Below are 13348 nucleotides of genomic sequence, written 5' to 3' on the forward strand. Positions count from 1 at the left end.
GGTGACTCGACCCGGTCAGTAACCGCCCCACTGCGCCAGCAGCATCGTCCTCTCCTCCTCGCTCAGCAGGTCCACCTGGCCGGTCATCTGCCGCAGGTCCCCGGCCAGTTCGGTGAGCGCGCGCACCGTCCGGTCGAGATACACCGTCGCCTCCTGGCGCGGCACCACGTCGGGCCGGTACCCCAGTCGTACGGCGAGCGCACCGTCCTGCTGCGGTACGGCCACCAGGCGCAGGGGGTAGTGGGTGGCATCGTCGAGGCCGAAGCCGGTGACGTTCGCCCGGGCTCCGGCGGGATTCAGGGAGTCCCTGTCGACGGGGTAGTTGACGAGCATGGTCGTGGTGTCGAAGAGCCGCGAGTGCCCGGTCGGGCGCTGGATCCTGCCGAGACCCAGGTGCAGGTGGTCGAGCAGTTCGGCGCGTTCGTGCTGGGCGCGGACGAGGGCGTCGAGGAGGCTCGCCTCGGCGGGCACCCGGATCCGCACCGGGACGGTGTTGACGAACAGCCCCACCATCCGTTCGGCGCCCTGCAGTTCGGGCGGGCGGCCCGAGACGGTGGTGCCGAAGAGCACGTCGTCGCGGCCGGTCGCCCGGGCGAGCACCAGCCCCCAGGCGAACTCCAGCGCCGTGTTGAGCGTGACGCCGTGCGGTCGCAGCCGCTCGGTGAGCGCCGCGGTCACGGCCGCCGGCAGCTCCGCGGTGAGCGTGTGCTGCAGCACGGCCGGGCGGTGCTCGGACTCGGGCGCGACGAGCAACGGCTGGGCACCGCCGGCCAGATAGCCGGCCCAGGCCCGCTCCGCGGCGGCCTCGTCCTGGGCGGACAGCCACCGCAGATGTTCGTGGTGCGCCACGGGTCTGGGCAGCACGGCCTCGCGGCCGTCGGCCCAGAGCCGCAGCAGCTCGCCGACCAGGATGGGGGTGGACCATCCGTCCCAGATGATGTGGTGGCCGGTGATCACGAGTCGGTGCCGGTGCGGTCCGAAGCGGATCAGCGTGAGCCGCAGGAGCGGGGCCCTTGTCATGTCGAAGGGGCGTACGCGGTCGCCTTCGGCGATGAGCGCCGCCTCGGCGGCCTGGTCCTCGGCCGGGAGACCGGACAGGTCGGTCTCCGCCCAGGGCAGGGCCGCTTCGCCGAGGACCGTCTGCACGGCGGTGCCGCGTTCCGTGGTGTGGAAGGACGACCGCAGCGCGGTGTGCCGGGCGACCAGCCGCTCCCCCGCGGCGAGCAGGGCGGCGCTGTCCACCGGGCCCTCGAGGTCGAGCCGCACCTGGTTGGTGTAGACGTCGACCCCGCCGTACCTCGCCTGCTCCGCGTAGAAGAGGAAGCCCTCCTGCAGCGCGGTGACCGGGAGGATCTCGGTGAGACCGGGAGCGGCCCGTTCGATCTGCTCGATCTCGTCCTGGGTGAGGCCGAGCAGCGGCAGGTCCGAAGGGCTGCGGCCACCCGCGCCCGGCTGTTCGGCGAGGGCTGCGAGGGTGCGCAGCTCCGCCTGCCACAGGTCGATGAGTTCGGCGGCCTGCCCGTCGGTGAGCACCCCGCCCGCGGTGGTCCACACCGCGTGCAGCCGCTGCCCGTCACTGTGCACGTTCAGCTCCACGCAGTGGCGCAGCGGCATCCTCGGGTCGAGGCCGTACGGCAGTTCGTCGCCGTTCAGGACACGCCAGCCGGGGGCGATCTCCTCGTCGCCGATCCGGCCCAGGTAGTTGAAGAGGATCTGCGGCCGCGGCAGGTCCGCGAGGACGGCACCCGCCTGCGGGTCGTACCGGCGCAGGGCGCCGAAGCCGGGTCCGGCGTGGGCCCGCAGCTCCTCCTTGACCTGCTTCACGGCGGCCGCCGCGGTCCCGTCGTGGCCGGTGACGCGGACCGGGTGGACGCTGGTGAACCAGCCGACGGTACGGGACAGGTCGAGGTCTCCGTCGCGGCCGTGGCCCTCGATGTCGATGAGCACCGGGGCGTCGTGCGCCGCTCTGCCGTGCCGGACCCGCCAGGCGGCGACGGCCCTGGCCAGTGCGGTGAGCAGCAGTTCGTCCGGTCGGCAGTGGAAGGCGCCGGGTACCTCGCCGAGCAGCGGGCCGGCGAGCTGCGGCGGCACCGTGATCCTGGTGTGCCGGGCAGTGGCGGCGGTGTCCTGGTCCGGGTCCGGCCGGCGGTCGCCGAGCAGAGGTTCCGCCGCTGGGCCGAGCACCTTGGTCCAGTAGTCGAGCTCGTGGCGCCAGGCTCCGTCGGCGGCACGTCGCTGCAGGTCGAGGGCCCAGGCACGGTACGGCGTGGGGACCGGGGCGAGTGCGTCCGGGTCGCGTACGGCGGCGGCCAGGTCCGGCAGCAGGGCGCGCCAGGAGACGCCGTCCACCATGAGGTGGTGGACGCAGAGCAGCAGCCGGTCGGCGCCGATGCGTACGGCTTGCAGGGTGTCGCCCGACCAGGGGTCGAGGCGGTCGCGGGCGGCCCGGGCCACGGCCGGGACGGAGGCCGACGCGCTGTCGCGGCGGAACCAGCGGGCGGCGTCGACGGTGCCGGGAGCGGTGATCTCGTAGCGGATGCCGGCCTCGCTGCCCGCACTGCGCCCGCTGCTCCCGCTGCTCTCACCGCGCCCCTTGCTTTCGCCGCCCGCACGGTCCTCGCGGACAAGTCGGGCCCGCAGCAGATCGTGCCGGTCCACCACCGCGCCGAGGGCCCGGACCAGCGCCGAGTCCTCCACCGCCGACGGCAGTTCGAGGAGCACGGCCTGGTGGAAGCCGTCGACCGGCCCGCCGTGGGCCAGTGCTTCGTGGGCGACCGGCGGCAGGAGCGCGGGGCCGGTCGCCGGCTCGGCGGCCCGGGCGGCGCGCACGGGGCGGGCGGCCGCGGCGAGTGCCTCGGGCGTGTGCAGCCGGAAGACCTCGCGCGCGGTGATCTCCAAGCCCTGCGCCCGGGCGAGGGAGACCACGCGCATGGCGAGGATGCTGTCCCCTCCCCGGTCGAAGAAGCCGTCCTCGGCCGACACCCGGGTCAGCCCCAGGACCTCTTCGAAGACCGCTGTGAACACCCGCTCGGCGTCGGTACGGGCCGCGCGGTGACCGGCGGCGGCCGGCTGCTCCGGCGCCGGCAGCGCCGCGCGGTCCACCTTGCCGTTCGGTGTCAGCGGCAGCGCGTCGAGCCGCACCACCGCCTGCGGCACCATGTACTCGGGCAGCGTCTCGGCCATGGTCCGGCGGATGGCCTGCGGGTCGTGTGAGGAGCCGACGACGTAGCCCGTCAGCTGCTGCGCCCCGGGCCGGTCCTCGCGCACCACCACCACGCACTGCGCGGCCCCCGCGGCCTGGGCCAGCGCCGTCTCGACCTCACCGAGCTCGATCCGCAACCCGCGGATCTTCACCTGGTGGTCGCTGCGGCCGAGGTATTCGAGCACCCCGTCCGCCCGCCACCGCACGACGTCCCCGGTCCGGTACATGCGCCCGCCCGGAGCACCGAACGGGCAGGCCACGAAGCGCTCGGCCGTCAGCGCCGGCCGGCCCACGTAGCCGCGGGCGAGCTGGACCCCGGCCAGGTACAACTCCCCCGCCACACCCACCGGTACCGGCCGCAGCGCGGCGTCGAGCACATAGGTGCTCACGTTGCGGATCGGCGCCCCGATCGGCACGGACCGCGCCTGCTCCGCGGGCCCGCACTCCCAGGCCGTGACGTCCACCGCCGCTTCCGTCGGCCCGTACAGGTTGTGCAGTTCGACACCGGGCAGCAGCTCGAAGAACCGGCGCTGCAGCTCCGGCGGCAGCGCCTCGCCGCTGCACACCACCCGGCGCAGTCCCGTGCAGCCCGCGGCCGCCGGGTCGCCCAGGAAGGCACCCAGCATCGAAGGCACGAAGTGCACCGTGGTGACCCGCTCCCGCCGGATCACCTCGGCGAGGTACGCGGGGTCGCGATGCCCCTCCGGCCGGGCGACGACCAGTGTCGCGCCGTACAGCAGCGGCCAGAAGAACTCCCACACGGAGACGTCGAAGCCCGCCGGGGTCTTCTGCAGGACCCGTTCGCCCGGCTGCAGCCGGTAGCGGTCCTGCATCCACGCGAGGCGGTTGACGATGCCCGTGTGGGGGACGGCGACGCCCTTGGGCCGGCCGGTGGAGCCACTGGTGAAGATGACGTACGCGGTGTCCGCCGGGTCCGCCGCCGGGCCGGGCCGGTGCTCGGGGTACGCCACCGGATCCGGCTCGTCGAGCAGCAGCAGGCGGTCGTCCGCCGGCAGCCGCGCGGCGGTCCTCGTGGTGGTGAGCGTGCACACCGGCCGCCCGTCCTCGAGCAGTTGGGCGATGCGCCCGCGCGGGTAGTCGGGGTCCACGGGGAGGTAGGCGGCGCCGGTCTTCAGCACGGCGTACAGCGCGGTGATCAGTTCGAGGGAGCGCGGTACGGCCACGCCCACCAGCTGTTCGGGCCCCGCTCCCATGGCGAGCAGTCGGTGGGCGAGGCGGTTGGCGGCGGTGTCGAGGTCGCGGTAGCTGAGCGAGCGTCCCTCGAAGACCACCGCGACGGCGTCCGGGGTGCGGTCGGCCTGCTCCTCGAAGCGGGAGATGAGGGTTCCCGTGGGCAGCGGGCCCGCGGTGTCGTTCCAGCGGCCGACCACGGTCTCGTACTCACCGGGGGTGAGGAGCGTCAGCTCGCCCACGGGGAGACCAGGTCGCTCCGAGAGCTGGGTCAGCAGCCCGGTCAGCCGGTCGAGCAGCAGCCGGGCCTCGGCATCGGGGACCAGGTCGGGCCGGTGGCCGAGACGCAGGTCCAGGGCACCGCCGTCCAGGGTGGCGGCGAGGCGGAGCGGGTAGTGGGTGGAGTCGGCGACGGCCGCGTCCACCAGGGTCAGGCCCGCCTCGGTGAGCGGGGCGGCGATCGCCGCGTAGTCGACCGGGAAGTTCTGGAAGACCGTGGTCGTGTCGAAGAGCGGGCCGTGGCCCGCCTGCTTCTGGACGGCCGGCAGGCCGAGGTGCTGGTGGTCGAGGAGTTCGGCCTGTTCGCCCTGCAGCCGGGTCAGCGCGCGGGTGGCCGGCTCGGCGGCGTCGACGCGTACCCGGACCGGCAGGGTGTTGAGCAGCATGCCGACCATCCGGTCCACACCGGGCAGCTCCGGCGGACGGCCCGAGACCGTGCCGCCGAAGACCACGTCGTCGCTGCCGGTGAGCCGGGAGAGCAGCAGCCCCCAGCAGAACTGGACCACGGAGTTGAGGGTGAAGCCGTGTCTGCGGCCCGCCTCGGCGAGACCGGCCACGACCGCGGCCGGCACCTCCGCGCGGGCCTCGTGCTGGAGCACCGCCGGCAGATCGGCCGCCTGGGGGGCGTAGAGCGTCGGCCCGTCGAGTCCGGCGAGGGCGGCCGCCCAGGCCTGTTCCGCGGCCGGGCGGTCCTGGGCCTTGTGCCAGGCGAGGAAGGAGCGGAAGGGGGGCGCGGGCGGTAGCCCCGCACGGTCCCCGGAGGCGTACAGCCGGAACAGTTCGGCCAGTACCACCGGCACCGACCAGCCGTCCCACAGGATGTGGTGCACGGTGACGACGAGCCGGTGGCGCCGCCCGGCCAGCCGAAGCACGGCGAAGCGCAGCAGCGGAGGAGCGGTGAGGTCGAAGCCGCGGCGGCGTTCGTCCGCCGCGTAGCGGGCCGCGGCGCTCTCGCGCTCGTCCGGGGGCACGACGGTCAGGTCGTACTCGGTCCAGGGCGGTCGGACCTCCTGGTGCACCAGCTGCACCGGCCGCTTGAGGCCGTGGTGGCGGAAGGAGGCGCGCAGGGCGCTGTGCCGGGCGACCAGGGAGCGGGCGGCGGCGTGCAGCCGGGTCGTGTCGAGGGCACCGTCCAGGTCCACGCGGATCTGGGTGGCGTAGACGTCCACGGCGCCCGGCACGTCCCGGGCGGCGTGCAGCAGGAAGCCCTCCTGCAGCGGTGTGAGCGGAAGGAGGTCGGCGATGCCGGGGGGCAGCGTACTCATCGGAGGTCACCGGCCTCGGTGGTCAGGCCCGCGGTGAGCAGGGCGAGCTCGTCGTCGTCGAGGTCCACGAGCGGAGCCTCGTCGTCGAAGGTGACGGCGGCGGACACCGGTCGCGCGGCCGCGGCCAGGGCTTCGGGGGTACGCAGGCGGAAGACGTCGCGCGCGCTGACCTCGAAGCCCGCCGCACGGGCCATGGTGACCACGCGCAGAGCGAGGATGCTGTCGCCACCGAGGTCGAAGAAGCCGTCGTCGGCCGTGACCCGGGGGGCGTCGAGCACGTCCGCGAAGGCGGCGGCGAACACCTGCTCGGCAGGCGTGGCCGGAGCGCGCCCCCCGCCGGCTCCGACGAGCTCCGGCGCGGGCAGGGCGGCCCGGTCGACCTTGCCGTTCGCGGTGAGCGGCAGGGCGTCGAGGACGACCACGGCCTGCGGCACCATGAACTCCGGCAGGGTCTGCGCCAGCGTCTGGCGGACGGTGCGCGGGTCGAGTCCGCTTCCCACGGCGTAGCCCACGAGCTGCCGGGCTCCGGGCCCGTCCCCGCGTACCAGGACAGCGGCCTGGTCCACCCCGGGGACCTTGCCCAGAGCCGTCTCGATCTCGCCGAGTTCGATCCTGAAGCCGCGGATCTTGACCTGGTCGTCGCTGCGGCCGAGGTACTCGAGCACCCCGTCCGCCCGCCACCGCACGACGTCCCCGGTCCGGTACATGCGCCCGCCCGGAGCACCGAACGGGCAGGCCACGAAGCGCTCCGCGGTCAGCGCCGCACGCCCCACGTAGCCGCGGGCCAGGCCGGCCCCGGCGATGTACAGCTCGCCGGCGACGCCCACCGGTACCGGACGCAGCGCGCTGTCCAGTACGTACGTCCGCATGTTCTGCATCGGGCCGCCGATCGGCGGCACCTCGTCGATCTCGTCCAGGGGGAAGACGGCCGCGAACGTCGTCGTCTCCGTCGGCCCGTAGCCGTTGGCCAGTTCGAGGTCCGGGCAGGCGTCGCGGACCCGGCGCAAGGAGGCGGGCGCGGCCGCCTCGCCACCGGTGATGACCGTGCGCAGACCGGCGAACGCGGCCGGGTCCTCCGTGGCGATCAGGTTGAAGAGCGCGGCGGTGAGGAAGGCACCGGTGACGCGGTGCCGCGCGCACAGCTCGCGCAGCCGTCCGGCGTCGAGGCCCGCGGCGGGTGCGACGACGACCGTGCCGCCGGACAGCAGCGGTACCCACAGCTCGTACGTGGAGGCGTCGAAAGCGTGCGGGGAGTGCATGAGCAGGCGGTCGTGGGCGCCACCGCGCCAGCGGACGTCGGCGCTGAAGGCCACGACGTCGCGCTGCTCGACGGCGACGCCCTTGGGGACGCCGGTCGAGCCCGAGGTGTACATGATGTACGCGAGCTGCCCGGGCGACGCGCGGCGGCCGGGGTCGGGATCGGCGCCGCCGTGCTCGGGGACGCGCAGCACGGCACGGCCCTCGGCGAAGTCCAGGTCGGCCTCCGGACGGTCGGTGATCAGCGCGGGGGCGCCGGTGTCGGAGAGCACCCAGGCCATGCGCTCGGCCGGGTAGCCGGAGTGCAGCGGGACGTAGGCACCGCCGGCCTTGAGCACGGCGAGGGTGGCGACGACCACTGCGGCGGAGCGCTCCAGGAGCACGGCGACCGGGGTTTCGGTCCCGACGCCGAGCGCGATGAGCTGGTGGGCCAGCGCGTTGGCGCGGGCGTTCAGCTCCGCGTAACTCAGCTCGGTGTCCTCGCCGGCCACGGCGATCGCGTCCGGGGTGCGGGCGGCCTGCTCCTCGAAGAGCTGGGCGAGGGTGCCGTCCGGCACGGGGCCTTCGGTGGCGTTCCAGTCGGCGGTGACCCGGCGCAGTTCCCCGGCGTCGAGCAGGTCGATCCGGCCGAGAGGGGCGGCGGGCTGCTCGGTGACCCGCTCCAGGAACCGCAGGAACCGGTCCCGGCAGCCGTCGAGGCCCGCGGCCGCGTAGCGCTCGGGGCTGCCGTCGAAGTCGAAGCGCAGGCCGCTGCCGTCACCGCGGTCGTAGACGGCTATGGAGAGGTCGTCGACCGGTCCGAGGGCCAGGTTGTGCGCGGTGGCGGGCACGCCCGCGAAGCCGAGCCGGTACGGAAACGCCATGATGTTGACCACCGGGCCGGTGAGTCCCGTGTCGCTGTCGGTCAGGCCCAGGTCGCGGCGCATGTCCTCGTAGCGGTAGCGCTGGTGCTTCAGCGCCTGCCGGGTACGGGCGGTGACCTTCGGCACGAGTTCGGCGAAGGTGTCCTGGGGGCTGACGGGGATGCGCAGCGGCACCACGTTGGACGCCAGGACCGGAGTGCTGCGCAGCGCCGTGGAGTCACGGCAGGCGACGGGAAGCCCGAGGATCACCTCGCGGGCGCCGGTGCACCGGTGCACGAAGGCCGCTGCCGCGGCGATGACCAGGACCGGCCAGCGGGTACGGACGGCACGGGCCGCGGCGGCGAGCCGGTCGGCGAACTCCTGCGGGCGGTGCGCGCTGCGCCGGATGTGGACGGCACCGGGGTCGGCGGGGCCAGGGGTGGGGCAGGCGATCTGGTCGTGGAGGCGGGCGGGGGCGGGCAGGTCCCGGAGTTCCTGCCGCCAGAAGTCGCGGTCGGCGGTGAACTCGGCACCGGCCCGGTAGGCCGCCTGTTGGCCCAGGAGTTCGGCGAGCGGCGCGGACGCCTCGGTGGCGTCCGCCGGCCGTTCGCCCGTGGCCAGCTCCGTGTACGTCTCCGCCACCTTGCGGGACAGCAGCGAGCCGCCGTACCCGTCGATCAGCACGTGGTGGGCGCGCTGGTAGTAGTAGAAGCGGTCGGCGGCCAGCCGCAGCAGCGCGAAGGTGGACAGGCCGCCCCGGGTGAGCTCGACGGCCGTACCGAGGTCGCGGTGGATCCACTCCAGGGCCGCGGCGTGCGGATCGGTGGCCGCGGAGACGTCGACCTGCCGCAGACCGTGCTCGTGGCCGGGGCCGACCAGCTGCCACAACGTGCCGTCGGGGTCCTCGGCGAGCGAGTGCACCCGCAGCGTCTCCACCTCGTCGATCACGTGCCGCCATGCCTCGGCGAAGAGGTCGGGCCGCACCGGGCCCTCGATCTCCACGTACTCGGAGATGTTGTACGCGTGGCCGGTCGGATCCAGGTGGTGCGCGAACCAGATGCCGGTCTGCGCCGCGGAGAGCGGCAGGCGGGTCAGAGATGTCACGGTGCTTCCCCAGGAGTCGGGCGTCGGTTACGGCGGTCAGCTGATGCGCTGCTCGCGCAGGCTGCGAGGCCGCATGTCGGTCCAGTTGGATTCGATGTACGTCTGGCAGACCGCACGGTCGGTGCGCTCGAGCACGGTCCGCCAGCCGTCCGGCACGGCGACCGCGGCGGGCCACAGGGAGTGCTGGTCCTCGTCGTTGACCAGGACCAGGAACTGCCCGTCGGCGTCGTCGAAGGGGTTGCTGCTCATCACAGGCTCCTTGCGGGGGTCTGCAGGACGGGGAGATCGGCGACGAGCACGTCGAGCACGAGCCCGGCCAGCGCCGGCATCTCGTCCTCCAGGTAGAAGTGGCCGCCGGGCAGCTCCCGGGTGTCGCAGCCGGCGATCGTGTGGCGGTTCCACTGGGCCGCGTCCGTGAGGGCGAACGAGGCGTCGGCATCGCCGGCGATCGCGGTGATGGGGCAGGTGAGCGGGGCGCCGGGGACGTAGCGGTAGCCGGCGATCAGACGGAAGTCGGCGCGCAGCACGGGCAGGACGAGACCGCGTAGCTCGGCGTCCTTGAGCAGCTGGGCTCCGGTGCCGCCGAGCGCGTCGATGTACGCCATGGCCGCGGCGTCGTCGGCGAAGTCCAGCGCGCGGCTGGTGTCGATGTGCGGGGCGCGGCGGGCGGAGGCGAACAGCCGGCGGACGGCGGCGGGGTGGGTGGCGCGCAGCCGTCGGGCGGTCTCGAAGGCGACCGTGGCACCCATGCTGTGGCCGAAGAAGGCGGCAGGCACATCGAGCCGGCCGGCGACCGCGTCGGTGATCTCGGTGACGAGGTGCCCCATGGAGCGGGGCATCGGCTCGCCGTACCGGTCCTGCCGTCCGGGGTACTGGACGGCGACCACCTCGATCGACTCCGGCAGCAGGCCGGCGAGCTGGTGGAAGGCGCTCGCGGCGCCCCCGGCGTGCGGGAAGCAGAACAGTCGCATCCGGGGCGCGGGCCGCGGGTTGAACACCCGTAGCCAGTCACCGCCCGTCGTGGTGCTCGAGACAGTCATGGGGAGTGCTCCCTGGTCGTGGGCTGGACAGCGCAGTAGGCACAGGACGTGGTGGGCTGGACAGCGAAGTGGGCACAGGACGTGGTGGGCCGAAGAACGCGGTGAGCCGGACGGCACGCCGGGGCCGCAGACGGCTCCGGTCCCGGACGGAGGGATCCGTCCGGGACCGGACTGTGCCAGGAGTGGCTATATTTTTTCCGTTATGCCGGGAAGCGGCCCGAGCGACGGAACCGCCCGGTCACTGTGTGTACGCGATCTTCACGTCACCGCCGCCGCTGCGGGTCTCGATCTTCCGCTTGGCCTTCGGGTCGTTGTCGACGGCCGTCTCGCTCTTGCCGCCCTCGGCGTCGGTGCTCACGCTGTAGGGGCCGCTGGGGACCTGCACCGTGATGTCACCGCCGCCGCTCGCCGCGTAGATGCGGTCCGGGGCCCGGGTGAAGGAGACGTCGACATGGCCTCCCTCGGTACGCAGCCGGGCCGGTCCGGCGAGTTCCTTGCCGGTGATGTGGCCGCCGCCGCTGTCCACCCGGAGTTCGGTGTCGGCGGGCAGTTCGATGCGGTAACTGACCGAGCAGTCACCGGTGTCGCAGCCGCCGCCGCTCAGCCGCAGCTCGCCGCCGTCGACCTTGTGGCTGGTGGCCGGCTTGTCGTCGCTGTAGGAGAACTTCTCGGTGACCTTGACGGTCTTGGAGTCGGAGACGATCAGCTCGACGTGACCGCCCTTGGTGTCGAGGTCGAGCGCCCGGACCGGCTCGGTGACGGTGTAGCTGGACTCGGACTGCGACTTGTCGTTGCCGAACGCCTCGTCCACTTCACAGCCGGAGAGGGTGGCGAGAGCGGCTACGGCGACAGCGGTGGTGATGAGCTTGCGCATGGGTGTCAGGTCCTTAGCAGGGTAGATGTCCGGGCGTTCTCGGGTTCCTCGGCCGGCTCGACGGCCGGCTCGGTGGCCGGCTCGTCCGCGGACGGGTCCGCGCCGGGACGGTTACGGCCCCAGGCCCGGTCACCGAGCAGGGCGAGGACGGCGGGCAGCAGGATCCCGCGGACGATGGTCGCGTCGAGCAGGATGGCGGTCGCCATGCCGACGCCGAGCATCTTGTACTCGATGCCGGAGAGCGTGGCGAAGAGCGCGAACACGGCGATCATGATGACCGCGGCGCTGGTCACCACGCCGGCGCTGGCGCCGACGCCCTGGATGACCGCCTCCTTGGCGTTCTCACCGCGCTGTCTGCGCTCGCGGATCCGGCTCAGGATGAACACGTGGTAGTCCATGCTCAGGCCGAACAGGATCACGAACATGAACAGCGGCAGCCAGTTGACGACCCCGCCGAACGCGGTGAAGCCCAGCGGGCCGGAGAGTCCGCCGTGCTGGAAGGCCAGCACGATCACGCCGTACGCCGCGCCGATGGACAGCAGGTTGAGCAGCACGGACGCGACGGCCACCACCGGGGCGCGGAAGGCGACGACGAGCAGCACCAGGGAGATGGCGAGGACGAAGCCGATGACCCACGCGGAGCGCTCGTCAAGGACCTCCGCGAAGTCGTGCAGTCCGGCGGTGCGTCCGGTGACCCCGTAGTCGAGGCCGTCGGTGCCCTCGAAGGCGCGCGGCAGCACGTCCTCGCGCAACTCGGTGAGCGCCTCGACCGACTGGACGTCGGTGCCCTTGCCGGCCAGGGGCACCTTGACGCTCAGCACGTCACCGACCGGCTGCACGGTGACCGGCTCGCCGAGCAGCTCGCTGTCGGCGGCCGCCTCGCGGACGGCGGCGACGGCGGCGTCCGCCTTGCCGTCGACCGCGCCCCGGCCCCAGATGACGATCTGCGCCGGGTCCGGGCCGCCGGGGAAGGCCGCCTGCAGCCGGATGCCCGCGTCGACCTCGGGGATGCTGCGCGGCAGTGAGTCGAGGCGGCCCGGCTCGCTGAGCTTCATGTCGAGGGCCGGGACGGCCAGCGCGCCCAGTGCGAGCAGCGCGGCGCCGCCGAGCAGCAGCGGCTTCCTGACCACGGCGGCGGCGGTGGCCGTCCACACCGTGGACTTGGTGGCGGTGGTGCGCCGGCGGCCCAGGAACGGCACGCGCAGGGCGTCGACCCGGTGGCCGAGCAGGGCGAGCATCGCGGGCAGCACGGTGACGGAGCCGAGGACGGCGAGACCGACCACGATGATGGTGCCGACGGCCATGCCGTTGAACACGTCGACGCCGGTCAGGAAGAGCCCGGCCATGGAGAGCATCACGGTGAGGCCCGACACCACGACGGCGTGCCCGGAGGTGCGGGCGCTGATCCGCAGTGCTTCGGCGGGGGTGCGTCCGGCCGCCCGCTCCTCGCGGTCCCGGCGCAGATAGAACAGCGAGTAGTCGACGCCGACCGCCATGCCGACGAGCAGCACCACCGAGGAGACGGTGCTGTTGGCCGGGACCACCGTGCCGGCCACCGCGAGCAGGCCGGTCGCCGCGAACACCGCGGTCGCGGCGAGCAGCACGGGCACCGCGGCGGCGACCAGGGCGCCGAAGACCACGAGGAGGATGATCAGGGTGACCGGCAGGGACAGCGTCTCGGCCTGGGCCAGGTCCTCGTCGGCGGCCTGGTCGACCGCCGCGGTCAGCGACAGGTCGCCGGCCATGGCGAGACGTACGTCCGCGTGCCGGTCGCGCAGCTGCGCCACCGATTTCTTGATCGCGGCGAACCGGGCGTCGGCCTCCGGGCCGGGGCCCGGGATCTCGTAGGTGACCAGCGCGGAGCGGCCGTCCTCGGAGACCAGTTCGGCGGCCGCCTCGGCACCGTCGAGCGGGCTGTGCACCTGCTCGGCCGCGCCGTCCGAGCCACGCAGCGCCTCGGCCACGTCCTTGACGGCGGCCTGCACCCGCGGGTCCTCGGAGAAGCGGCTGTCGCGCCGCTCGGACTCGACCAGGATGTTCTCGGAGTACGACGCGATGGTCTGCTCTTCGCGGATGATCCGCTGGGCCCGGCCGGACTCGCCGGCGTCCGAGGTCTTCGCGCCGCTGCCGGCGGCCGAGCCCGCCAGCACGGCGAGGACCACGAGCAGCAGCCAGCCGGCGATCGACTTCTTGGCGTTACGGGCCGACCAGCCCGCGATCCGCTCGGTGAGCGGCGCGCGGGCCGGCGGGACTCCGGCCTCGGTGGGGGGATTCGTGGGCATGAAGTCTCCTAC

At 73.7% G+C, this 13348-nt stretch carries 6 protein-coding genes; all 6 read right to left on the reverse strand.

Annotation, left to right across the window (positions count from 1 at the left end):
* Positions 1 to 15: 15 nt before the first annotated feature.
* Positions 16 to 5937 (reverse strand): non-ribosomal peptide synthetase, encoded by a 5922-nt coding sequence (locus RM812_RS07310; RefSeq protein WP_311571577.1) that lies wholly within the window; start codon positions 5935 to 5937, stop codon positions 16 to 18.
* Positions 5934 to 9140, reverse strand: coding sequence for an amino acid adenylation domain-containing protein (locus RM812_RS07315; protein WP_311571578.1), 3207 nt, complete (start codon positions 9138 to 9140; stop codon positions 5934 to 5936). The genes RM812_RS07310 and RM812_RS07315 overlap by 4 nt, the downstream gene beginning before the upstream one ends.
* A 36-nt stretch (positions 9141 to 9176) precedes the next feature.
* Positions 9177 to 9389: an MbtH family protein gene (locus RM812_RS07320; protein ID WP_311571579.1), complete on the reverse strand. Its 213-nt coding sequence runs from the start codon at positions 9387 to 9389 to the stop codon at positions 9177 to 9179.
* Positions 9389 to 10180 carry a thioesterase II family protein gene (locus RM812_RS07325; protein ID WP_311571580.1) on the reverse strand — a complete coding sequence of 264 codons (792 nt, stop codon included), beginning with the start codon at positions 10178 to 10180 and terminating at the stop codon, positions 9389 to 9391. The genes RM812_RS07320 and RM812_RS07325 overlap by 1 nt, the downstream gene beginning before the upstream one ends.
* A 238-nt stretch (positions 10181 to 10418) precedes the next feature.
* Positions 10419 to 11054: a DUF4097 family beta strand repeat-containing protein gene (locus RM812_RS07330; RefSeq protein ID WP_311571581.1), complete on the reverse strand. Its 636-nt coding sequence runs from the start codon at positions 11052 to 11054 to the stop codon at positions 10419 to 10421.
* Positions 11055 to 11059: 5 nt separating this feature from the next.
* The gene (locus RM812_RS07335; RefSeq protein ID WP_311571582.1) at positions 11060 to 13336 is read right to left on the reverse strand and encodes an MMPL family transporter; all 2277 of its coding nucleotides are present in this window, start codon (positions 13334 to 13336) and stop codon (positions 11060 to 11062) included.
* Positions 13337 to 13348 lie beyond the last annotated feature (12 nt).

This window comes from Streptomyces lancefieldiae (genome assembly GCF_031845825.1).
GTDB classification, from domain to species: Bacteria; Actinomycetota; Actinomycetes; order Streptomycetales; family Streptomycetaceae; genus Streptomyces; species Streptomyces lancefieldiae.